This window comes from Mesorhizobium sp. M0898, from assembly GCF_040319695.1.
Lineage (GTDB): Bacteria > Pseudomonadota > Alphaproteobacteria > Rhizobiales > Rhizobiaceae > Mesorhizobium.
In genome coordinates this window covers 1-22,204 of record NZ_JAMYOE010000011.1, presented here as the reverse complement: position 1 = coordinate 22,204, position 22,204 = coordinate 1, and the positions used below count along the sequence as shown (strand labels likewise).

The 22,204-nt window shown below is 62.0% G+C and carries 20 protein-coding genes; 18 read left to right on the top strand and 2 right to left on the bottom strand.

What is annotated here, in order from left to right; all coding sequences use genetic code 11:
* Positions 1-146: 146 nt before the first annotated feature.
* From NKH90_RS14500 to NKH90_RS14465, 8 genes are all read left to right on the top strand, one after another.
* Entirely contained in the window at positions 147-758 is a 612-nt protein-coding gene (locus NKH90_RS14500; RefSeq protein ID WP_352680866.1) for a thymidine kinase, read from the top strand.
* 127 nt (positions 759-885) lie between these two features.
* A complete protein-coding gene (locus NKH90_RS14495; protein WP_352819908.1) occupies positions 886-1,275 on the top strand; it encodes a c-type cytochrome in 390 nt (129 codons plus the stop codon).
* 215 nt (positions 1,276-1,490) lie between these two features.
* Positions 1,491-2,579 (top strand): hypothetical protein, encoded by a 1,089-nt coding sequence (locus NKH90_RS14490; protein WP_352450536.1) that lies wholly within the window; start codon positions 1,491-1,493, stop codon positions 2,577-2,579.
* A 35-nt stretch (positions 2,580-2,614) separates the two neighbouring features.
* Positions 2,615-3,760: a hypothetical protein gene (locus tag NKH90_RS14485; protein ID WP_352819907.1), complete on the top strand. Its 1,146-nt coding sequence runs from the start codon at positions 2,615-2,617 to the stop codon at positions 3,758-3,760.
* Between the two features lie 24 nt (positions 3,761-3,784).
* Positions 3,785-5,695 (top strand): AAA family ATPase, encoded by a 1,911-nt coding sequence (locus NKH90_RS14480; RefSeq protein ID WP_352819906.1) that lies wholly within the window; start codon positions 3,785-3,787, stop codon positions 5,693-5,695.
* Between the two features lie 198 nt (positions 5,696-5,893).
* Positions 5,894-7,192, top strand: coding sequence for a DUF6638 family protein (locus NKH90_RS14475; RefSeq protein ID WP_352450539.1), 1,299 nt, complete (start codon positions 5,894-5,896; stop codon positions 7,190-7,192).
* A gap of 14 nt (positions 7,193-7,206) precedes the next feature.
* Positions 7,207-8,325: a DUF2333 family protein gene (locus NKH90_RS14470; RefSeq protein ID WP_352819905.1), complete on the top strand. Its 1,119-nt coding sequence runs from the start codon at positions 7,207-7,209 to the stop codon at positions 8,323-8,325.
* A 307-nt stretch (positions 8,326-8,632) separates the two neighbouring features.
* On the top strand, positions 8,633-10,312 hold the full coding sequence (locus tag NKH90_RS14465) for a formate--tetrahydrofolate ligase (protein ID WP_352819904.1): 1,680 nt from the start codon (positions 8,633-8,635) through the stop codon (positions 10,310-10,312).
* Positions 10,313-10,389: 77 nt separating this feature from the next.
* Here NKH90_RS14465 and NKH90_RS14460 read toward each other — a convergent pair whose 3' ends face one another.
* The gene (locus NKH90_RS14460) at positions 10,390-11,037 is read right to left on the bottom strand and encodes a cysteine hydrolase family protein (RefSeq protein WP_352540986.1); all 648 of its coding nucleotides are present in this window, start codon (positions 11,035-11,037) and stop codon (positions 10,390-10,392) included.
* A 128-nt stretch (positions 11,038-11,165) separates the two neighbouring features.
* On the opposite strand from NKH90_RS14460, the gene NKH90_RS14455 reads away from it, so the two are divergent.
* The 3 genes from NKH90_RS14455 to NKH90_RS14445 all read left to right on the top strand — a co-directional run bounded on the left by NKH90_RS14455 (position 11,166) and on the right by NKH90_RS14445 (position 13,326).
* A complete protein-coding gene (locus NKH90_RS14455) occupies positions 11,166-12,155 on the top strand; it encodes a helix-turn-helix domain-containing protein (protein WP_352815242.1) in 990 nt (329 codons plus the stop codon).
* 185 nt (positions 12,156-12,340) lie between these two features.
* Positions 12,341-12,820 carry a type II RES/Xre toxin-antitoxin system antitoxin gene (gene parS, locus NKH90_RS14450; RefSeq protein WP_352819962.1) on the top strand — a complete coding sequence of 160 codons (480 nt, stop codon included), beginning with the start codon at positions 12,341-12,343 and terminating at the stop codon, positions 12,818-12,820.
* Positions 12,817-13,326: an RES family NAD+ phosphorylase gene (locus NKH90_RS14445; RefSeq protein ID WP_352819903.1), complete on the top strand. Its 510-nt coding sequence runs from the start codon at positions 12,817-12,819 to the stop codon at positions 13,324-13,326. The genes parS and NKH90_RS14445 overlap by 4 nt, the downstream gene beginning before the upstream one ends.
* A 56-nt stretch (positions 13,327-13,382) precedes the next feature.
* Here the strand turns inward: NKH90_RS14445 and NKH90_RS14440 are convergent, their stop codons facing one another.
* Positions 13,383-13,940: a sugar O-acetyltransferase gene (locus NKH90_RS14440; RefSeq protein ID WP_352683893.1), complete on the bottom strand. Its 558-nt coding sequence runs from the start codon at positions 13,938-13,940 to the stop codon at positions 13,383-13,385.
* A 146-nt stretch (positions 13,941-14,086) separates the two neighbouring features.
* Between NKH90_RS14440 and NKH90_RS14435 the strand changes: the two genes are divergently transcribed.
* The 7 genes from NKH90_RS14435 (at position 14,087) to NKH90_RS14405 (ending at position 22,030) form a co-directional block, all read left to right on the top strand.
* Positions 14,087-14,548 carry a DUF4126 domain-containing protein gene (locus NKH90_RS14435; RefSeq protein WP_352819902.1) on the top strand — a complete coding sequence of 154 codons (462 nt, stop codon included), beginning with the start codon at positions 14,087-14,089 and terminating at the stop codon, positions 14,546-14,548.
* Positions 14,545-15,921 (top strand): FAD-containing oxidoreductase, encoded by a 1,377-nt coding sequence (locus NKH90_RS14430; RefSeq protein WP_352819901.1) that lies wholly within the window; start codon positions 14,545-14,547, stop codon positions 15,919-15,921. The genes NKH90_RS14435 and NKH90_RS14430 overlap by 4 nt, the downstream gene beginning before the upstream one ends.
* Before the next feature lie 158 nt (positions 15,922-16,079).
* On the top strand, positions 16,080-16,652 hold the full coding sequence (locus NKH90_RS14425; protein WP_352819900.1) for a hypothetical protein: 573 nt from the start codon (positions 16,080-16,082) through the stop codon (positions 16,650-16,652).
* Between the two features lie 353 nt (positions 16,653-17,005).
* Complete coding sequence (locus tag NKH90_RS14420) at positions 17,006-17,248, top strand: CFI-box-CTERM domain-containing protein (RefSeq protein WP_352819899.1); 243 nt, start codon at positions 17,006-17,008, stop codon at positions 17,246-17,248.
* A 145-nt stretch (positions 17,249-17,393) separates the two neighbouring features.
* Positions 17,394-18,443 (top strand): M14 family metallopeptidase, encoded by a 1,050-nt coding sequence (locus NKH90_RS14415; protein ID WP_352772516.1) that lies wholly within the window; start codon positions 17,394-17,396, stop codon positions 18,441-18,443.
* 435 nt (positions 18,444-18,878) lie between these two features.
* A complete protein-coding gene (locus tag NKH90_RS14410) occupies positions 18,879-21,068 on the top strand; it encodes an anthranilate synthase (RefSeq protein ID WP_352819898.1) in 2,190 nt (729 codons plus the stop codon).
* A gap of 32 nt (positions 21,069-21,100) precedes the next feature.
* On the top strand, positions 21,101-22,030 hold the full coding sequence (locus NKH90_RS14405) for a cation diffusion facilitator family transporter (RefSeq protein ID WP_502895031.1): 930 nt from the start codon (positions 21,101-21,103) through the stop codon (positions 22,028-22,030).
* Positions 22,031-22,204 lie beyond the last annotated feature (174 nt).

The following is a 22,204-nucleotide window of genomic DNA, read 5'->3' as shown; positions in this document are numbered from 1 at the left end:
TCAAGCACTAAGGCAATCACGAACAACGGCGCAGGCTGGCCGATCAGCGACACGCCCGCCGCTTTCCGGATGGAAGTCGTCTTTTCCCGGTGGAATGTAGGCGCTCCCCCTCCCCGCTTTGTTGCAACTCGGCTTAAAAGGACGGCATGGCCAAGCTGTACTTCCATTATGCGACGATGAATGCCGGCAAGACGACGATGCTGTTGCAGGCCTCGTACAATTACCGCGAGCGCGGCATGACGACGATGCTGTTCATCGCCGGCCACTACCGCAAGGGCGATACCGGGCTGATCTCGTCGCGCATCGGCCTGGAGACGGAAGCCGAGATGTTCCGCGACGGCGACGACCTGTTCGCCCGGGTCGCCGAGCATCACGACCACGCCACGGTCCATTGCGTCTTCGTCGATGAGGCGCAGTTCCTCGAAGAGGAGCAAGTCTGGCAACTCGCCCGCATCGCCGACCGGCTGAACATCCCGGTCATGTGCTACGGCCTGCGCACCGATTTCCAAGGCAAGCTGTTTTCCGGATCGCGCACCCTGCTGGCAATCGCCGACGACCTGCGCGAGGTGCGCACCATCTGCCGTTGCGGCCGCAAGGCGACGATGGTGGTGCGCCTCGGCGCCGACGGCAAGGTGGCGAAACAGGGCGAACAGGTGGCGATCGGCAAGGATGTCTATGTCTCGCTCTGCCGCCGCCATTGGGAAGAGGAAATGGGCCGCGCCGTGCCCGACGATTTCATCGGCTTCACCAGAACCTGACTAGCGCTATTGCCTTCATCCGACCTCCCGGCCGACATTCGTTCGCCAATCGCGCCATCGTGCGGCGCTTATTTAAGGCCTGCTTGCTATTTCAGAACCTCTCAGCCAGAGCCGTCGGGGAGTTCCCATGCTTCGAGCCATCTCATCTGCAACTGCTTTCCTCATCGCCGGCGCTCTTGCCGCGCATGCCGACGGCGATGCCGCTCTCGGCAAGAAAGTCTTCAACAGATGCATGGCCTGTCATGAGGCCACGAGCGACCACGACAAGGTCGGCCCGCATCTGCTGGGTGTCGTCGGCCGCAGCGCCGGCACCGCGGACAGTTATCTCAGCCGCTACTCGCAGGGGATGAAGGACGCCGGCGCCGCCGGCCTGGTCTGGGACGAAGCAAACCTCGCCGAATACCTGCGCGCGCCGCGGCAGAAGGTCCCCGGCAACAAAATGGCCTTCTCCGGCCTGACCAGCGACGACGACATCGCCAATGTCATCGCCTACCTCAAGGCCGATCCCAAGCCCTGAGCGTCGCTCCCGACCTAAAGTCCAGCCGCGGTTGAAGCGGTGTCTGATTGGACGGCAGTTACACCGTAATCATTGCCTGACTATCCTGCGGTCGGCCTCCTGAAATTCTTTTGTTTTCCTGTAATCCCATGTCTTCCGTCTTTCATTCGCCAAACCCGGCACATATATTCGCGGCGGTTTGCGAAACGAAACCGATGCCGAAGCGGGAGGCCCCAATGGCGACATTGCAGAATTTCGACGCCGAGATTGCCAAGACCAAGCAGGTCGTTGAGGACATGCGCACCAAGATCGAGCAGTCCGGTACTGTGCTCGACACGCTCGCCACCGCCGACAAGAAGATCGGCGACGCCAATTTCGACATCGAGAATGCCCGCATCGAGGACGTGCTGAAGCAGCAGAAGGTGATGGAAGGCAATATCGCCGACCTGATTATCGGCCTCGAGGACGCCACCAACGTCTTCGGCGCCGAATTCGAGAGCATGAAGAACTACACCGGCTGGGAAAATTTCGTCGGTGTCTTCTCCAGCCAGCGCAAGCAGCGCCTGCGCACCGACCGCGTCCGCAACATGTCGCTGGCCGGCAATCTGCAGGAGCTGCTGGCGAAATCCGACACCATCGTCGGCATCCTCAAGGCGCAGAAGCAGGTTCTCGACACGCGCTACAAGACCTCCGAGGCCAGCCTGTCGCAGGTGATCGAGCGCCGCAAGACCACCATGTCCAATCTCGAGACCGTGCAGAAACGCATCGAAGAACTCAACCCGATGCTGCTCGACATCGAGAACAAGATCGCCGCCTCGACCAGCCAGAAGGAGCGCACCCAGCTGGAAGGCGAACGCTCGAAACTAGCCACGGAATACAACGAGAAGCAGGCCAAGGAGCAGGAATTGCTGGCCGAAAGCCAGACGCTGGAGCGCTACACCTCGATGTTCCAGACCTTCGTCGATTCCCTCAACAACCAGATCGCGGCGCAATCGACGCTGATCAACAAACTGACCATCGATACCGAGCAGCGCATCGTTCTGTACAAGGCGCTGGAAGATTCGCTGAAGACCGCCGCCCAACAGGATGTCGCCCACAAGATCAACACGCTGGGCAGCCAGGTCGACAATACCGCCGAAGAGACCATGGCCGGCATTGGTGCCGCCTCGCAAAAGCACATCGGCGATCTGCTTGAAATGCACGAGAAAAACATGGTCGCCACCGCCGACATCCAGCGCCGCAAGAAGCTCGCCGACGATGCCTTCGCCCGCCGCTTCGACGATGTGATGAAGAAGCACAATTCGGCAAATTACGTGCAGTCGTAATTGCTGCACGTGCACTGCTCCCAAGGGCTGGCAGCATGACCCCCGAAAACGAAGCTGCGGCGCGTTATTTCTCGGCGATCGCGGCGGCACTTGGCGGCCTCGAAGTGTTCATGCGCGACGATCGCTCGCCGCTCTACCGGCACGGCATCGTCGCCAAGGTCGTCGCCGAATATATTGCGCGGCTCGACAAGTCGTTCTCGTGCTGGCGCAACCGGCTGGGCTTCACCGAGACGTTCCGCATCTCGCGCGCCGAAAGCGGTTTTCCGGTCTTCCAGAACCTGCTCGAGTTGGAGAACGACCGGCTCCAGGCCGATGCGCGACTCGCCAACCTTCCGCTGGCCGATGAGCTGCGCGAGGAAATGGCGGACTTCATCCTGCGCCACAAGGAATTTCCCGAAGCACTGCAGAAGTCGATGGCCGAGCGGCTTTACCTCGAGGACGTCAAGAGCGAGACTACCTTCGGCCCGTTCACGCTGGCCCAGACGGTCAAGGTGTCGGTCAATCCGAAGACGTTGCGCCCCTATTATCTGGTCCACTGGGCCTGCTTCGACGGCAGCGCCAACCTGCCGCTTGTGTATATGGTGACGGTTGAGGATTCCTCGGACGACATGATCCGGCAGCTTGTCGACTCCGGTGGCAAACTTAATGAGAGGGTCGACATTCCGCTGCCGGTCGACGGCTTGCTCAATCCCGAGCTTGCCCATCGTTTCGACGATTTCACCGAGAAGAATTCCGCCTACGCGCTGTCGCCGGCGACCATCGCGGTCAACCTCGACAAGGATTTCGAGCCGCTGCATCCCAAGCAGCTGCGTCGCGTCGTGCTCGGCCCGTTCTATTCTGCAGGGATTACCGACAACAATTCGACGGTGAGCGAAGTGCTGGCCAAGGTGCGCAAGCCGGAAAACGCCTGGCTGCTGACCTGGACCATCCAGGAGGTCTTTTCCAAGGCCGAAAAGCCAGGCCGCAAGGGGCTGTTTTCGAGCGAAAAGACGACGCAGGAATTCTTCATCAATACCGACGATCTCGAGGCCGCGCGGCAAGGCGTGTCGAGCTATGAGAACCATGCGCTGATTCCGCACGAGGCCTATCAGGCGCTCTATGCCGCCGGCGAGGCGCAGAAGATCTTTTCGGGCTACAAGGTCCACATCCTGTCCAAAGGGCAGGTCATCAGCGACGTCTGACCGTCAAATCGCGGAGCATCCTCCATGGACACCGGCCTGACCACCATCCCGGAAGCGGCAGTTGAAAAGCACCGTGCCACTGCGCAAAGTTTCATCACTCGCATCGTCGTGCTGGAGGACCCATCGCGCGAGTCCGGCACCGCGCTTGCCGGCACCAACCGCCGCTTCGTCTCTACCGTCTCGGTCGGCTCGGTGCGCGGCACGCGCGAGGTCGAGCTCTCCAAAACCGTCGCCGCCGTCCATTCCGACGACCAGTTGCTGACCATCCCGCAGCACACGCTGTTGTTTCGCGCCCGGCGCGGCACAGCGATAGCGCTGGCCATATCGGATGTCTTCGCCGAGGGCTCGGACCTCGAAAGTCTGCAGGCGAAAAACGCCCGCTCGCCGCTCGAAGGCGATGAAGCTGCCACCTTCAAGAAGCTGCTGTCGGCCTCTGCCTACATCTCCGCCTTCAGCCTTGCCTCCTATTTGTTCCAGCTGATCGACAGCGACGGCGAGGCGCCGAACGACACGCCCGAGCCGGACTTTCTGTTCGACACGCCACAGGATGCGGTGAAGTCGATCGTGGCCGGGCTCGACAGGGCGATAGCAGGTTCGAAGGACGATGCCGACCTGATGACCCGGGCCCGCGCCTTTGCCCGCGTCGCCATCGACGGGCTGTTGGCGCGAAAGGGCCGCTTCGACGGCATCGGTCCGTTCGAGAACGCGCATATCCGCATCGACGTCGACGATTTTACCCTTGACGGCTTCGACGTCGCGCCGGGTAAGCGGGCAAAGCCTCTGGTGATGACCTTCAAAAAACCGGAAGAGGTCGTCGGCAACCACATCGCCAAATACCAGTCGGTCAAGCTTGCCAAGATGCTGATGGCCTACGATTTCGAGCGTGAGCTGAACCCATTCGTCGAACTCGGCGGCTTCCTGTTCACCTTTATCGGCGATGGCGCGCCCGGCACCGGCAAGACAACCTTGATCCAGATGATCGCTGGTCTTCTCAATGGTTATTGCCAGGTCGCCGGCTATCCCTTCGCCTACGAGAATTTCGGCGTCGACCAGATCTCCTCCTACCAGGGCAAGTCGGGCCAGAACTGCCGCCAGTTCATCAACAATGTGCTGAACCCGCGCGTCATCGGCTTTGGCACCATCGACGATATCGACCAGGTGGCGGCACGCCGGTCCGACGACCGCGCCTCGGCCGGCCAGCAGGAAATCACCGGCGTCCTGATGGACGCCTTTGGAGGTGCGGCGACCGTGGTGCGCGGCAACTGCTCGTTCGGCATGTTCTCCAACTATCCCGAAAACGTCGACGACGCGCTACGCCAGCGCGCCGGCGCGCGCTGGCTGGTCGATGGCCCGCAGAGCCGCGACGACTACATCGACATCTTCGTTCTGCTCGCCGGCAAGAACCACAAGATCCCGCTCGGCGACCACAAGCTCTATGCGGCGCAAGAGATCCAGCGCGCGGTGATGGAGGCCTATGAGGAACATGAAAAGCCGCAGGAAGACGGGCTGATGAAGGTCTATGAGCGCTACATGAAGGAAAACGGCGCGCCGAAGACGATGGCTGACATCGGCACCTATCTGCACTTGATCAAGGATGCCGAGCCGCGCTTTACCGGCCGCGCCATCAAGAACGTTACCGATGCCATCAAGATGCGCGCCATGGACATCGAATTGCCGGACGAGTGGTTCGAAAAGCCGGAAGCCTTCATGCACAAGGGTTACGACGACAAGAAAGCGATGATCGAGGAGCTGCGCGGGCCATTCTCGATGGACATGGTCATGCAGGAGATCAACCGCTATGCGGATTCCGAATTCCGCTATTCCGACAAGTCCGATGATGCGGCGGTGACCAAGATGATCCGCGACACCCGTCTGCGGGAGCGTGCCGTCCGCGAGATCGAGGGGTTGAAGAAAAAGGGGCTGTGGAATGCGTGAGATGCGCCGACGCCACCTTCTCCCCTTGTGGGAGAAGGTGGCGTCGAAGGCGACGGATGAGGGGTATTCGTCAAGCTGGAACACCCCTCATCCGACCGAGCTTCGCTCGGCCACCTTCTCCCACAAGGGGAGAAGGAGCGTTCGCGCCCCTCATCCGCCCTTCGGGCACCGTCTCCCCGTGAACGCGGAGAAGGAATAATGGCCAAGAAACCCGATCTGTTGCGCGACAACGAGCTGATCTACGGCCGGCTGCTGACGATCGACGAGCCGCACCTGATCCAGCGCTACAACAAGGCGATGGTCGCGTTCGGCTTGAAGCCGACCAAGTTGAGAAGCTTCGAGATCGACCGCACTGGCTTCTCGCCGCAGGTCGCCGAGGAATGCGGCGACTACAGCTACCTCGATCCGAACGAGGTCAACCGCCGCTTCATCATCCTGACGCCGTCGCAGATCGACCTGCCGGTGGTGCACACGGCGTTCTCCAACACCTCGCTGCTGATGTACGAGTTCATGTCCAAGAACCAGCGCGCCATCGATGCGCTGACGATCAAGGACGTCATCTACGGCGAGATCGAGGATTCGGTCCCCAAGGTCGACGACATCGAGGACCTGCTGTCGATCAACCAGGTCGAGTTCAAGGTGCTGTCGGCCGAGGATGTGCTCGGCAAGGCCGCCGAGCTCGGCAAGCTGGTCGACCGGCTGAAGCAGGAGCCGGATGCCTGGCGCGACAACGCCATGCTGGCCCACATGGTCGAGCTGGCGAAGGTCTGCGGCGACATCCGCGAGAATGCGCTGGTGCCGGACCAGGTGATCTTCCGTCACAATGCCTATTGGACCAGCCATTTCGGCGGGCTCTATGTGTTCGTCGATCCCGACGTGACGACGGTGATCAGCGACCCGGCAGCGCCCGGTTTCCGCCGCTCGCGGCCGTGGCAGGTGAGTTACCTTTCGATCCACGATGCCGACAAGGTGTTCAAGTTCCTCGCCTCGACCGGCCGCATCGAGCTGCCGCGCGCCTCATGGATCGAAACCTCCGGTTATCTCGAGCATCGCGCCGAAATGGTGGTGCGCGCGCTGATCCGCGACGCCGATCCCGACCGCAATCTGACCGACGTCGACAAGGTCTGGCTGCAGACCTGGATCCACGGCCATACCGATCTGATCACCAGGGACGGCAATTTTCCCTTCCTCAACGCCGCCAAGCGCGAGATCGCCCAGCTCGGCCATCTCAAGATCGAGGACGTGTTCCCGCAGCAGCGCTTCCTGGTCATCCGCGCCAAGCCGGACCATCCCGACGCCTGGCTGACCAACCAGCTGATCTCGGACTTCGTGCCGCAGGACTTCGTTTCGCGTTACGTCTTCAACAAGCCGGGCTTCTACAGGGACTATGAGGGCTTCAGCGACGCCTGGCGATCGCATGTTGTGGACGTTCTGAAAACCACATATCTGAAGGACAAGGTGGCGTTTCGCACACGCCTCTACGGCTTGACTGACTGAGGGGTGACATCGCCATGCTTGATCCGATCGTGAGTTTCTTCACCCGGATTTTCCAGTGGATTGGCCGCGGCATCGGCCTGCTCATCGGCGCGATCCTGTGGCCGTTCCTGTGGGCGGGGCGCTGGTACACGCAACGCGGCTGGATCCTGAAGGCGGTGCTCGGCCTGGCTGTGCTCGTGCTGATCGGTCTCTATGTCAACTTCTTCTACGCCACCCAGTGGTGGAACAATTTCGACCCGAATTACGTCGACAAATACACGTTCGAAAAACGCAACAGCTCCGCCGGTGAACAGGTTTCCGCCGGCGCCGACACGGCCAAGACCTGCGGAAATTCAGCCATTGCCCAGGTTGCGGCCGACCTGACCGACTTCAACGTCAACCAGAATGCCTGGGTGTCGTCGATGATTCTTTACAAGCTCGGCCTGTTCGGCATCGACTGGGATCACACGCCGTTCATGGACAACAAGGCTTCGTTCCAGCGCGGCATCAACCAGGCGGTGCGGCGCACGGCGACCGAGCTTGCCGATAATCTCGGCCGCGTCCGCACCACCTCGCAGATCGACGCCGACCTGCAGGATGCCCGCGGCAATCTGCAGTTCGACGAGGAAACCTGGTATTTCGGCTTGAACCCGTTCGGCCCCAAGACGCCGACGCCGAGCTACTATCGTGACGCGGTGCGCAAGCTGCGTTCCTTCAACGCCCGCCTCGCAGCCTGCCAGGCGACGTTCGATGCCCGCGCTGACAATCTCAAGCAGTATATCGACCGCATCTCGTCCGACATCGGTTCGACCTCGGCGATCCTCAAGGAGCGTGCCGAAAACCACAATAATGGCTGGTTCGACACTCGCGCCGACGACCGCTTCTGGTTCGCCTATGGCCAGCTCTATGCCTATTACGGGCTGATGAAGGGCGCACAGGCCGACTTCGAGGACGTCATCAAGGAAAAGCACCTGCAGAACCTGTGGGATACGATGGACGCGCAGTTCGTCTCGGCACTGCGCATCCAGCCCTTCATCATCGCCAATGGCCGCGAGGACGGCTGGCTGTTGCCGACACATCTGACGACGATGGGTTTTTACATACTCAGGGTGCGCTCGAACATGGTCGAGATCAGCAACGTGCTGACGCAGTAGCGGATCGTCCCGCACCGCCGGCGCTGGTGAATTTGCGCCATTGCTTCTGTCGCTTTTCGCGTATTACGCGGCTGTTTTGAGACGGCGGAACCGCGCCTGCTCTGGCTTCTATACGGCGCGGCAACCGGCGCGAAAAGAACCTGTAGCAGGGCAGCCGGCCGCAGAGGCATTTTCTTCGTAGGAAACATAGTTGCATGAAAGTTGACGCCGCGGCAGCGACAGGGGTAGAACATGCCCGCGCCTGCAATGCCGGGCTATTCTTGCGACCACACTAGTCAAATCCGTCCAATTCAGAGGGAAGTCGTCCATGGCCGAAGTGAAGTCCGACATCGAGATCGCGCGCGGCGCCAGGAAGAAGCAGATCCAGGAGATCGGCCAGAAGATCGGCATTCCGAGCGAACATCTTCTGCCCTACGGCCACGACAAGGCGAAGATCTCGGCCGAGTTCATCAAGTCGGTGAAGGGCAACAAGGATGGCAAGCTGATCCTCGTCACCGCCATCAACCCGACACCGGCCGGCGAAGGCAAGACGACGACGACGGTGGGCTTGGGCGATGGCCTCAACCGCATCGGCAAGAAGGCCATCGTCTGCATCCGTGAGGCTTCACTCGGACCGAATTTCGGCGTCAAGGGCGGTGCCGCCGGCGGTGGCTACGCGCAGGTTGTGCCGATGGAGGACATGAACCTCCACTTCACCGGCGATTTCCACGCCATCACCACCGCCCATAATCTGCTGTCGGCGCTGATCGACAACCACATCTACTGGGGCAACGAGCTCGGCATCGATACCCGCCGCGTCGTCTGGCGCCGCGTCATGGACATGAACGACCGGTCGCTGCGCGAGATCATCTGTTCGCTCGGCGGCGTCGCCAACGGTTTCCCGCGCGAGGCCGGTTTCGACATCACAGTCGCCTCGGAAGTCATGGCCATCCTGTGCCTGTCGACCGACCTGAAGGACCTGGAAAGGCGCCTCGGCGACATCATCGTCGCCTATCGCCGCGACAAGTCGGCCGTCTATGCGCGCGACCTCAAGGCCGACGGCGCCATGGCCGTACTCTTGAAGGATGCCATGCAGCCCAATCTCGTGCAGACGTTGGAGAACAACCCGGCCTTCGTGCATGGCGGCCCCTTCGCCAACATCGCGCATGGCTGCAACTCCGTCGTTGCCACGACGACGGCGCTGAAGCTTGCCGACTACGTCGTCACCGAAGCCGGTTTCGGCGCCGATCTCGGTGCCGAAAAGTTCTTCGACATCAAATGCCGCAAGGCCGGCCTGAGGCCCGCCGCGGCGGTCATCGTCGCCACGGTTCGCGCCATGAAGATGAATGGCGGCGTCAAGAAGGAGGACCTCGGCAAGGAGAACGTCGAGGCGGTCAAGAAGGGATGTGCGAATCTCGGCCGCCACATCGAGAACATCCGCCAGTTCGGTGTGCCGGCAGTGGTCGCCATCAACCATTTCTACTCCGATACCGAGGCCGAGGTCCAGGCGATGAAGGACTACGTCGCCTCGATGGGCGAAGAGGCGATCCTGTGCAAGCACTGGGCTCAGGGATCGGCCGGCATCGAGGAACTGGCCAAAAGAGTCGTGGCGTTGGCCGAATCCGGCGCGTCGCAATTCGCCCCGCTCTATCCCGACGCCATGCCGCTGTTCGAGAAGATCAACACCATCGTCCAGCGCATCTATCGCGGTTCCGAAGCGATCGCCGACAAATCGGTGCGCGACCAGCTCCACGCCTGGGAGCACGCCGGCTATGGTCATTTGCCGGTCTGCATGGCCAAGACGCAATATTCCTTCTCCACCGATCCGAATCTGCGCGGCGCGCCGACCGGCCACACCGTACCGGTGCGCGAGGTCAGACTGTCTGCCGGCGCCGGCTTCGTCGTCATCATCTGCGGCGAGGTGATGACCATGCCCGGCCTGCCCAAAGCGCCATCCTCGGAAAAGATCTTCCTGAACGAAATGGGCCAGATCGAAGGCCTGTTTTAGGGATAATCAACGCTTGAACGGCAAAGGGCGCCGCAACGCTGCGGCGCCCTTTTGGCGACTTCGCGACGAGCTCGTCCCTAAGCCGCGCTTCGCGCCAGCGCGCGCTGGTTGGAGGCATAGGGTGTGTCGTGCTGGGGTACCACGCCGGTCTTCAGACAATCGATCCACTCGGCGGTTTTGAGAACGGCCGCGAAGCGCGACTGCAATACGATCGTCACGACGCGATGGATTTCCTCCCCCGAAGCGTAGCCGGCGCTGTTGGCGTACGGCAACGACCCCGTTGCGTCCGACAGGAACTCCACCTCGAAGCCCATATGCACGGCGTGGATGACCGTCGACAGATCGCAATTGTGCGTCATGTAGCCGATGACCGTGATCGTATCGATAGAGTTGGCGCGTAGCCACTCCTCGAGGTCCGTGCCGGTGAAGGCGCTGGGCAAGTTCTTTTCGATGTAGTGGTCGCGGTCTCGCCTGGCGATTTCCGGGTGCAACTCGGCGCCATGGCTGCCCTTGGCGAAGACTGGTGAGGTTTCCGGCGCCAACTGTTTGATGACCACAACCTTGACGCCTGCCTCGGTGGCCGCATCCATCGCTCGCGCCACATTGACGACGCTGTCGCGGAAGGGCGGATGCTGGATGGCGAGGTTGCCGCCGTCATAGTCGTTTTGAACATCGATGACGATGAGGGCGCGGCGTGGAGCTTTGCCTTTGGCTGGTTGCGACATGGGGTTTTCCTTTCCCGTTGGACATTGACGGGTGGACGATAAGCTCGGCACCGGATTGCAAAAAGTGTCCCGATTGACATTATTCGAAAGAATTGGGACAATCGGCCTCACCCGTTGCTGGAGCTCCCATGACCGATCCTGCCGTTGCCGCCATCGCCTTCGATGGCATCAGCCCGTTTCATCTCTCCGTGCCGTGTCTCGTGTTCGGCGCTGATCGCACGGAGCTCGGCCTGCCGCGCTTCGACTTCCGGGTCTGCGCGATTGAGGACGGGCCGATCCGCACCGATGCCGGGCTGACCATCAGCGTCCCGCACGGGCTTTCCGCGCTCAATGACGCCGACATCGTCATCGTGCCAAGCTGGAAGGATCTCGGGAGCTCGCCTCCAGCCGCATTGATCGACGCGTTGCTTGGCGCGCACGAGCGCGGCGCGCTGATCGTCGGACTGTGCTTGGGAACGTTCGCTGTTGCGGCGACCGGACTGCTTTCGGGGCGGCGAGCGGCGACGCACTGGGCCTACGCGGATCAGCTGCAGGAACTCTATCCCGACATTCTCGTCGAACCGGAAGTGCTCTACATCGACAATGGCGATGTCGTGACATCCGCCGGCGTCGCCGCCGGGCTCGACTGCTGCCTGCACGTCGTACGGGCTCGTTACGGCGCGGAGGCGGCACTTCGCCTTGCCCGGCAGATTGTGCTTTCTCCACACAGGCAGGGCGGGCAGGCGCAATTCATCGAACGTCCCATCGCCAGGACCGGCAATGCGGACCGCTTCACCCAGGCTCTCGAAACGGTGCGCAAAACCCTGGGTGATCCGCACAGTCTGGACAGCGTTGCTGGTCTCGCCGGCCTCACCCGCCGGACGTTCACGCGCCGTTTCCAGAAAACGATCGGCACCAGTTTCGGCGACTGGCTGACCGACCAGCGCGTCCAGCTGGCGCAGCGGCTGCTGGAAGCAACGGAAAAATCGATGGACACGGTTGCCTTCGAGGCCGGCTTCGGCAGCGCTACCTCGCTGCGCCAGCACTTCGCAGCGCGCCTCAGAACCTCGCCGGCGCAGTACCGGCGCGAATTCTCGAGGAGTGCTCAGGAGGAGCGCGTGGCGCACATGCCGAGGTGAAATTCGGCTCGCGCTCGATTCCAGGGCAATCGCTTCAGGCCGACGTTGGACTGCCACCTGGCCCGAGTCGGCTATCTTTTCTCTCGAAGCGATTGCCCTGCTCTCGATCCTGTGGTGCTTGAAAGGCTCTGCGTCATCTGTCATATACTAAAGCGACAGATGACGCGAAGAGGCTCGCCGTGGCGATGGCATTGGAAAAGGCTGCGCCAACAGCAAAAAACAATGAACTTCAGAAGGTGGCGAAATTGCTAGGCGGCAGCCGCATTCTGGCAAGGCGCCTCAGCAGCGCTTTGGATGCCCACGAGTTGCTTCTGCACGGCCTGCCGGCTTCAGCGCTGGACCATCTTATCGGGCAACTCGTCTTCATCCAGAAGACCGATTCGCTGGAGAAGGCCATCGGCATGAGCCTGCGCACCTACCAGCGCCGCAAGGATGCTCCGTCCAAGCCTCTCAGTCAGGACCAGAGCGGACGAACCTGGAAGTTCGCGGAGATCCTGTCGAAAGCGACCGACGTGTTCGGTTCGCAGGCGGAGGCAGAGCAATGGCTGGAGCGGCCGGCGATTGGGCTCGACCAGCGTCGTCCAATCGACCTTCTGGCGACGCCGGCGGGGATCGAGCTTGTAGAAGACTACCTGGAACGGCTTGAATATGGCGTTTATGCATGACGCCGCTGCCGGCGGCGCTTGGTGGCTCCGACCTCATCGGATGGCGCCTCGATCAAGTCGCGTTTGCATCTACATGGGATAGTGGCGAGGGCGCATACAGGGTGGGCGGACGCTGGAACAGCAAGGGCGTGCGCGCCGTCTACTGCTCGATCGATCCGTCGACTGCGATCCTCGAGGTTGCGGTTCATAAGGGCTTCAGGGCGCTCGACACGATAGCGCATGTCATGACGGCAGCGATCGTCAGCGATGTCGCGGATGTGCATATCGTCGACCCCGCCGCCGTGCCCAACCCCAACTGGTTGCGCCCGGGCATTCCGAGCTCCGGGCAACAGGCGTTTGGCGACGATCTTCTGCAACGGCACCGGTTCGTGGTGATTCCTAGCGCGGTATCGCAGCGTAGCTGGAACCTGATCTTCGACGCGAGCCTCGCCAGAGGGGCATACGCCATGAAGACCCAGGAGGCGTTTGCGCTCGACACACGGTTGCATCCACCTCCGGCCAAGTGACACTGCCGCCTATGTCCATCAGAACGAGGACGTGACCGGCGACAGAAGCACGGTGCTCAGCTGTTGCTGACTACGCGTGCCGGATTGCCGACCACCGTGGTGTTCGCCGCCACGTCGCGCGTCACCACAGCACCGGCGCCGACGATAGCGCCATCGCCGATCCTGACCCCGCCGAGGATGATGGCACTGCCGCCGATCCAGGCATTGTCGCCGATCTCGACCGGCTTGGCGATCTCCAGCCCTGCCCGTCGCCCGGCAGCCTCCTTGTGGTGCTCGGCGCAATAGATCTGCACATTGGGGCCGAGCAGCGTTCCCTTGCCGATGTGCACTGGCGCCGTATCGAGAATGATGCAGCCGGCATTGAGAAAAACGCGGTCGCCGAGAAAGATGTTGAAGCCATAAGCGCAGTGGAACTGCGCCTCGATCCGGGCGCCCTCGCCCGCAGCGCCGAGCAGCGTCCGCAATCCAGGCCCGATGTCGCGACGCTGCCGGGGCGGCAGGCTGTTGTGCTCAAACACCGCGTCCCGCGCCGTGATGCGCAACGCCTCCAGTTCCGGATCAAGGCAGCAATACCACTCGCCCGCCGCCATTTTCATGCGTTCGCTTCCGGCCAAGGCTGCAACTCCAGTTTCAACTTTGCCAAAGCACAAGTGGTGAAAATACGGAAGCGCCGGCGGCGACACCACCTCTGGTCAAATACCGGACCTATGGTAGCCTGCCCTCTCGGATATGTCCCAAGCCGGCCATCGAGGGATCAATCATGCTGTACATTCTTGCCCTCCTGATTGGCATCGTTGCCGGGCTTCGCGCCATGACCGCGCCCGCCGCGGTCGCCTGGGGCGCCTGGCTTGGCTGGTTGCCGGTCGCCGGCACCTGGGCGAGCTTCATGGCCCACTGGATCGCCGTCGGCATCTTCACCATCCTGGCCATCGCCGAACTGGTCACTGACCAGCTGCCCTCGGCGCCGAGCCGCAAGGTGCCGCAGCAATTCGGCACGCGCATCGTCTTGGGCGCTTTCACCGGCGCGCTGATCGGCGCCACCGGCGGCGCCATCATCGGCGGCCTGATCGCCGGCGCCATCGGCGCGGTGATCGGCACGCTGGGCGGTGCCGAGGCGCGCAAGCGCCTGGCCGCCGCCTTCGGCAAGGACCCGCCCGCCGCCTTCATCGAGGACGCGGTGGCGATCGTCGGCGGGCTTCTGATCGTGGCGGCGGTGGCATGACGGCAAAGACATTCGACGCCATTATCGTCGGTGCCGGGCAGGCCGGCCCACCGCTCGCCGGCCGGCTGAATGCGGCCGGCATGAGCGTGGCGCTGATCGAGCGAAAGCTGGTCGGCGGCACTTGCGTCAACACCGGCTGCACGCCGACCAAAACGATGGTGGCAAGCGCCTATGCCGCGCATCTCGCCCGCTCCGCCGCGGATTACGGGGTGACGCTGTCCGGTCCCGTCGGCGTAAACTACAAGGCGATCAAGGCGCGCAAGGACAAGGTCTCCAACGACGCCCGCGGCAATCTCGAAGACTGGATTGCCGGCATGGACAAATGCACGCTCTATCGCGGCCATGCGCGCTTCGCAAGCGCCAACACGGTGCGCGTCGGCGACGATCTGCTGAGCGCCGAAAAGATATTCCTCAACACCGGCGGGCGCGCCTCGGTGCCCGACCTGCCCGGCGTCCACGATATTTCGTATTTGACCAATTCGTCGATGATGGATCTCGACGTGCTGCCGCGCCATCTCATCGTTGTCGGCGGCAGCTATGTCTCGCTCGAATTCGCGCAGATGTTCCGCCGCTTCGGTTCCGAAGTCACGGTCATCGAAAAAAGCCCGCGTCTGATCGGTAGCGAGGACGAGGATGTCTCGGACGCCATTTTGTCGATCCTCGAAAACGAAGCCATTGCCGTCCATCTCGGCGCCGACGACATCCGCTTCGCCAGGCGAGGCAACGAAATCGCCGTGACCTTCTCGCCAGGCAAGGCAGCTGCGGTCGGCTCGCATGTGCTGCTGGCGCTCGGCCGCACGCCAAATACCGACGATCTCGGCCTCGACAAAGCCGGCGTCGAGGTCGACAAACGCGGCTTCATCGTCGTCGACGACCAGTTGCGCACCAGCGTGCCCGGCATCTGGGCGATGGGCGACTGCAACGGCAAGGGCGCCTTCACCCACACCTCGTACAACGATTACGAGATCGTCGCCGCCAACCTGCTCGACAACGATCCGCGCAAGGTCAGCGACCGCATCGAGGCCTATGCGCTCTATATCGACCCACCACTCGGCCGCTGCGGCATGACCGAAGCCGCGGTAAGGAAATCCGGCCGCCGCGCCCTGGTCGGCCAGCGGCCAATGACCCGCGTCAGCCGTGCAGTCGAAAAAGGTGAGACGCAAGGCTTCATGAAGATCCTGGTCGATGCCGACACCAGGGAGATCCTCGGTTGTTCGGTGCTCGGCCCGGGCGGCGACGAGGCGGTGCACTGCGTGCTCGACCTGATGTATGCCAAGGCGCCGGTCAGCACGCTGGCGCGCGCCGTGCACATCCACCCGAACGTCTCGGAGCTTCTGCCGACCATCGCCCAGGAACTCAAGCCGCTGGTGTAATACGACTGTGTCGCATGGCTACGCCGCATCTGTTCAATGGAATCCTAGTGATCCAGGTCAAACATGCCGCGCTACCGAATCCCGCCGAGTAAGGGCTGCGCTGAAGGTGCTGCGATGACCCGGTCGTAGGCGAAAGAGGGCGCCTGTGAGCGCATGCAATGTTACGTGGCGAAGTTAAAGCGTTTGTTCTCGTTTATGTCCAAACGATTGTAGGTAAAGTTGCGGCCGGTAAACTCGCGGCAGAAACGGGTATAGCGCTCCTTCCCAAACGCATCGGCGTACACGATATTCCCGTACACAAAGAGGCGCTTCCCGGTTCGCTTGTGCTCTTTCACAAGCTCGTTGACTGGCATTCCCTCGAACTGGGGGATGAACCCCTTATAAGGCCATGGTTCGTCTTGGGGCATGACAGAATCGTCAGGATAGGTTCTCTCGAAAGTGCATTTCTTTGGGTCGGGCGGGACATCCGCGAAAACATACGAGATACTCAGTCGCCGAATGAGCGCCGGCGTTCGACCATAGTTTCTGAACGTTACTCCATGAGTTTCAAGAATACGTCCATTCTTGTCTTTACGCTTGATGGTAGTGAAGAGTCTAACATGCGGGCGCTCGGCACGGATGGACGCTTGAATGGTTCGACTGACGTACACCAAGAACGGTCAGAAAAAAAGATCCAAGGCTTACCCAAAATGAAAATCTTGTCCAAAAAGCCATCTCCTCTTGAGCAATAAGGTCACGTTCTTCGCGGTCGCGCTGCAGCTCTTTTGCTTGGTCAACTGGATTCGGCGCAATTTCAACCTGACTAGCTATTGGCTCGTCGATCAAAACAGTTGAATCGTTTGTCTTTGATTTGTTCTGATAGGTTTTGGAGGCTGTACTATCGTTTCTCCCAAGCAAAGGAGTATCGCGGTACTGTGATGGTGTTTGTACCGGAACTTGATGCTGCTCCGATTGACTCGGCCATTGATTGGTCACAGCCTCAGATCGCGAAGGATGCAAGTGGAAGGAGAACAGCAAAACTATTGCGTATGCGCCCAGCTTGATTGAATATGCTATCATGTAAAACCATCGGCGCGAGGAATAGATGAGCCAAGTTTCAGCCAGTTTTTGCTTTGTTGCAACTGCTTTGGACGGAAAATACAGAGAGGAACCGTTACAGAAGTACCTGCAGTTTAGAGACAGCCACGTCGCGCCGCACGCGTTTGGCAGGCTCACGATCCGGACCTATTATTTTCTTAGCCCTTACGCTGCAAAGTTTCTCACCCAACATCCCTCTGCCCAACGGCTTGCAAGATCATTCCTCCTACAACTGTCAAGAATAATCTAACTCAGGCAGTTCATTGCAAAGGGGAGTTGCCATCCGGAGTTGCGCCGTGGAGGAGGCTCATTGCGCCATAGCGCCGCTGGCTGGACCAATCGACAGCCCAGCGGCAAAAGGGCATGTGTTCCGCCTCTTCTCCCGGAGGCATCCCATGCAGAAGTCCATCGAACGCGTCGCCGGCGACAGCGAAGGCGTTTCCTACGAATTCCCCGTCTTCCGCTTCGCCGGAACGGACAAGACGGCGCCTTCCGCCTATCTGCAGGCCGCACTTCATGCCGGCGAATTGCCGGGTGTCGTCGCCATCGACACGCTGATGCCGATGCTCAGCAAGGCGGAAGCCGAAGGCCGCATCACCGGCAACATGACCATCGTGCCCTGGGCCAATCCGATCGGCCGCGCGCAATATCTCTACGGCGACCATCAGGGCCGCTTCCATCTGGGCACGCGCACCAATTTCAACCGTGGCTTTCCGCGGCTCGCCGCGCCCGACCTCACGCTGCTGCCGGCGCACGGCACGGTCGACCAGCGGCTGAAGACGCGGCTGCTGCAGCTCTCCATTGGCCACGACATCGTGCTCGACCTGCATTGCGACGATGAAGGCCTCGCCTATCTCTACGTCCACACCAGCCTGTGGCCGGCCATGGCGGATTGTGCAGCGGCCATGGGCGTCGATGCGGTGATGCTGTGGGACGAAGATCCCGACGGCACCTTCGAAGGCGCTTCGATCATGCCGTATCAGAACGTCCCGGCCGACGTGGCGCGCCTCGACCGGCGCGTCGCCGCCACCGTCGAATATCGCGGCATACTCGATGTCGACGGCGCCCTCGCCGGCGCCGATGCCGAAGGGCTCTACCGGCTGCTGGTGGCGCGCGGCGTAATCCAGGACCAGGCGCTGCCCGCGCCTGGCAGCTTCGTTGGGCTCGTCGCGCCGCTCGAAAACATCGAGATGATGCCGGCGCCCCGCTCGGGCGCGATCCTCTACGACGTGAAGCCGGGCGACCGCGTCACCAAGGGTGCGCGCCTTGCCACCATCGTCCACGCGCCCGGCGAGCCCGACGGCCGCACGGAAGTGTTGGCGCCGCAGGCGGGCCTCATCCTGACGCGGCGTTCCCGCCGCATCATCCGTGCCGGCGAAGACCTCTTGAAGCTGGTCGGCGACGGGACGAGCGCCGATGCAAGGTCGGGAACGCTGGAGGACTGACGCACCCCGCCAGGCTACCCCGAAATCGCCTGTCGCGCCTTGGCCTCCAGCCATTCGGCCATCTGCCGGTACGGCACCGGACCATGGCTCACGCGAGCGACGCCGAGTTCGGCAAGCCTCTGGCGCGGCGGCACATGCGCCAGGGCAACGCAGAGTCTAGGCAGGACTGCCGGTCTTGGCCATGTGCTGGGTTGCGAAAGCGGCAGCCACCCCACAGACTTTCAAACCTGTTGCGCATACCGCTTTTCGCGGCTATGGATTTCGCCATGAACATGCGCTCGATCAAGACCATTTGGTGGTGGGCTCGCTGACAGCGGCCTGTTCGAACGCGTTCGCGTGACAATAGAGGGTGGCCGCAGCGGAATGTCCGGGCGGCCATTTGTTTTTTCAAGCCATTCCCGGGTCCGTTGCCCAAAGACGCTGATGGAGACGGCAATGACGACGAAACTTCTGGAGAATGGCGCCGAGCGCTTCGTCACGGCGGGTGGCGTGGCGATTACCCGCCAGCGCCATGACCGGCCTTACGAGGGGGCGATCGACGGCTATGTCGATGGCCTGAATTCGCGCCGCGGCGCCGTGTTTTCCTCGAATTACGAATATCCCGGCCGCTATACGCGCTGGGACACCGCCATCATCGATCCGCCGCTGGTGATCTCGGCACACGGCCGCGCCATGCGCATCGAGGCCTTGAACAGCCGTGGCCAGGTGCTTTTGCCGGTGATCGGCAAGGCGCTTGCCGGTCTTGACGACGTAACGATCGCGGAGACAACGCAGAAACTCATCCGCCTCGAGGTCGCCAAGCCCGGCCGTGTCTTCACCGAGGAGGAACGCAGCCGCGTACCCTCCGTCTTCACCGTGCTGCGCGCCATCACGGCTTTGTTCAAGACCGAGGAAGACGCCAATCTCGGCCTCTATGGCGCCTTCGGCTACGACCTCGCCTTCCAGTTCGATCCGGTCGACTACAAGCTCGAGCGCAAGCCAAGCCAGCGCGATCTCGTGCTGTTCCTGCCCGACGAGATCCTCGTCGTCGACCACTATTCGACCAAGGCCTGGACCGACCGCTACGACTATTCCGGCGATGGCTTCTCGACCGAAGGCCTGCCGCGCGACGAAATCGTCGAGCCGTTCAGGACCGCCGACCGCATCCCGCCGCGCGGCGACCACGAGCCCGGCGAATATGCCAAGCTGGTGCGCAAGGCGATGAAGAGCTTCGAGCGCGGCGACCTGTTCGAAGTGGTGCCGGGGCAGATGTTCTACGAACGCTGCGAAACCCAGCCCTCCGAGATTTCCCGCAAGCTGAAGAGCATCAACCCTTCGCCCTATTCCTTCTTCATCAATCTCGGCGAGGGCGAATATCTGATCGGCGCCTCGCCGGAAATGTTCGTGCGCGTCAACGGCCGCCGCGTCGAGACCTGCCCGATCTCCGGTACCATCAAGCGCGGTGACGACGCCATCTCCGACAGCGAGCAGATCCTGAAGCTGCTCAATTCGAAGAAGGACGAATCCGAACTCACCATGTGCTCGGACGTCGACCGCAACGACAAGTCGAGGGTCTGTGAGCCGGGCTCGGTGCGCGTCATCGGCCGCCGCCAGATCGAAATGTACTCCCGCCTGATCCACACCGTCGACCACATCGAGGGGCGGCTGCGCGAAGGCATGGACGCCTTCGACGCCTTTCTGTCGCATGCCTGGGCGGTCACCGTCACCGGCGCGCCGAAATTATGGGCCATGCGCTTCATCGAGCAGAACGAGAAGAGCCCGCGCGCCTGGTATGGCGGGGCGATCGGCATGGTCAATTTCAACGGTGACATGAACACCGGCCTGACGCTTCGCACCATTCGCATCAAGGACGGCATCGCCGAGGTGCGCGCCGGCGCCACGCTGCTCTTCGACAGCATTCCCGAGGAAGAAGAAGCCGAAACCGAACTGAAGGCATCCGCCATGCTCTCCGCCATCCGCGACGCCAAATCAGGCAATGCCGCCAGCACCGAACGCAGCACCGCGCGTGTCGGCGACGGCGTCAACATCCTGCTGGTCGACCACGAGGACAGTTTCGTCCATACGCTCGCCAACTATTTCCGCCAGACCGGCGCCAATGTCTCGACGGTGCGCACACCAGTGCCGGACGAGATCTTCGACCGGCTGAAGCCAAACCTGGTCGTGCTCTCGCCCGGCCCCGGCACGCCGAAGGACTTCGACTGCGCCGCCACCATCAAGCGGGCCCGTGCGCGCGACCTGCCGATCTTCGGCGTCTGCCTCGGGCTGCAGGCGCTGGCCGAGGCCTATGGCGGCGAGCTGCGCCAACTGCACATCCCGATGCATGGCAAGCCGTCGCGCATCCGCGTGTCGAAGCCGGGCATCATCTTCTCCGGCCTGCCCAAGGAGGTGACGGTCGGCCGCTATCATTCGATCTTTGCAGATCCGGTGCGGCTGCCCGATGGTTTTGTCGTCACCGCCGAGACCGAGGACGGCATCATCATGGCCTTCGAGCACCGCAAGGAGCCGATTGCCGCAGTGCAGTTCCACCCGGAGTCGATCATGACGCTCGGCCACAATGCCGGCATGCGCATCATCGAGAACATCGTCGCGCACTTGCCGCGCAAGGCCAAGGAAAAGGCCGCTTAATTCGAGGGCTCAGTGTTGGGATCTTTTCCCCAGTGACCGCGGCGGAAATCAAAGCCGCCGCCAGGCAGAAGGTCGCCAGCCTCGCCTTCTGGTCGATCGTCGTCGCCTGCGTCGTGCTCGGCCTGAAGCTGGTGGCCTGGTACGTCACCGGTTCGGTCGCGCTTTATTCGGACGCGCTGGAATCGATCGTCAACGTCATTGCCTCTGCCGCCGCCTATTGGGCGATCCAGGTCAGCTACAAGCCAGCCGACCAGGACCATCCGTTCGGCCACCACAAGGCCGAGTATTTCTCGGCCGTCCTCGAAGGCGTGCTGATCGTGCTTGCCGCCTTGCTGATCCTCAATGAGGTCTGGTGGTCCTGGCAGCATCCCGCCCTGCTGGAACAGCCATGGACCGGCCTTGCCGTCAATGGCGTCGCAACGGTCATCAACGCTGTCTGGGCCTTGACGCTGATCCGCACCGGCCGAAGCGAAAAATCGCCGGCTCTCGTTGCCGACGGCAGGCACATCATGACCGACGTGGCGACCTCGGTCGGTGTGTTCATCGGCCTGGTCGGCGCCGTGCTGACCGGCTGGCAGGTTCTCGATCCGGCTCTTGCCGTGATCGTGGCGCTGAACATCCTGTGGCAGGGCTGGCACGTCATCGGCTCGTCGATGAACGGGCTGATGGACCGCGCCGTCGACACCCAGGAACATATCCGCATACGCGACATCATCTCGGCCAATTGCAAGGGCGCGCTCGAGGTCCACGACCTGAAGACGCGCATCGCCGGCCGCGCCACCTTCATCGAGTTCCACCTGGTCGTCGACGCCGACATGTCTGTCGGCGCCAGCCACGTCATCTGCGACCGCATCGAAGACGCGCTGCAGGCCGAAATCCCTTCCGTGCGGGTCATCATCCATGTCGAGCCCGACGACGAGGCGAAACTGCCCAAGGGCACGACGGCCGTGCCGTTCGCGTGAAGCGATAGCGGGACGCCGCCATCCAAAAACCTTGAGGTCGGCGGGACAGCACCCCCCTCTGTCCTGCCGGACATCTCCCCCTCAAGGGTGTGTTTGGACCGGAGACATCGCGAACAGGTGTGCGAGGACATCGCGAACAGTTTGGCGCGCTTTGCGCCGGGAGGTTCGGGATGC

Excerpts from the sequence above, each read along its gene's own strand:
- NKH90_RS14500 (WP_352680866.1), top strand. The coding sequence starts at position 147 with ATGGCCAAGCTGTACTTCCATTATGCGACGATGAATGCCGGCAAGACG.
- NKH90_RS14495 (WP_352819908.1), top strand. The coding sequence starts at position 886 with ATGCTTCGAGCCATCTCATCTGCAACTGCTTTCCTCATCGCCGGCGCT.
- NKH90_RS14490 (WP_352450536.1), top strand. The coding sequence starts at position 1,491 with ATGGCGACATTGCAGAATTTCGACGCCGAGATTGCCAAGACCAAGCAG.
- NKH90_RS14485 (WP_352819907.1), top strand. The coding sequence starts at position 2,615 with ATGACCCCCGAAAACGAAGCTGCGGCGCGTTATTTCTCGGCGATCGCG.
- NKH90_RS14480 (WP_352819906.1), top strand. The coding sequence starts at position 3,785 with ATGGACACCGGCCTGACCACCATCCCGGAAGCGGCAGTTGAAAAGCAC.
- NKH90_RS14475 (WP_352450539.1), top strand. The coding sequence starts at position 5,894 with ATGGCCAAGAAACCCGATCTGTTGCGCGACAACGAGCTGATCTACGGC.
- NKH90_RS14470 (WP_352819905.1), top strand. The coding sequence starts at position 7,207 with ATGCTTGATCCGATCGTGAGTTTCTTCACCCGGATTTTCCAGTGGATT.
- NKH90_RS14465 (WP_352819904.1), top strand. The coding sequence starts at position 8,633 with ATGGCCGAAGTGAAGTCCGACATCGAGATCGCGCGCGGCGCCAGGAAG.
- NKH90_RS14460 (WP_352540986.1), bottom strand. The coding sequence starts at position 11,037 with ATGTCGCAACCAGCCAAAGGCAAAGCTCCACGCCGCGCCCTCATCGTC.
- NKH90_RS14455 (WP_352815242.1), top strand. The coding sequence starts at position 11,166 with ATGACCGATCCTGCCGTTGCCGCCATCGCCTTCGATGGCATCAGCCCG.
- parS (WP_352819962.1), top strand. The coding sequence starts at position 12,341 with ATGGCATTGGAAAAGGCTGCGCCAACAGCAAAAAACAATGAACTTCAG.
- NKH90_RS14445 (WP_352819903.1), top strand. The coding sequence starts at position 12,817 with ATGACGCCGCTGCCGGCGGCGCTTGGTGGCTCCGACCTCATCGGATGG.
- NKH90_RS14435 (WP_352819902.1), top strand. The coding sequence starts at position 14,087 with ATGCTGTACATTCTTGCCCTCCTGATTGGCATCGTTGCCGGGCTTCGC.
- NKH90_RS14430 (WP_352819901.1), top strand. The coding sequence starts at position 14,545 with ATGACGGCAAAGACATTCGACGCCATTATCGTCGGTGCCGGGCAGGCC.
- NKH90_RS14425 (WP_352819900.1), top strand. The coding sequence starts at position 16,080 with ATGTTACGTGGCGAAGTTAAAGCGTTTGTTCTCGTTTATGTCCAAACG.
- NKH90_RS14420 (WP_352819899.1), top strand. The coding sequence starts at position 17,006 with ATGAGCCAAGTTTCAGCCAGTTTTTGCTTTGTTGCAACTGCTTTGGAC.
- NKH90_RS14415 (WP_352772516.1), top strand. The coding sequence starts at position 17,394 with ATGCAGAAGTCCATCGAACGCGTCGCCGGCGACAGCGAAGGCGTTTCC.
- NKH90_RS14410 (WP_352819898.1), top strand. The coding sequence starts at position 18,879 with ATGACGACGAAACTTCTGGAGAATGGCGCCGAGCGCTTCGTCACGGCG.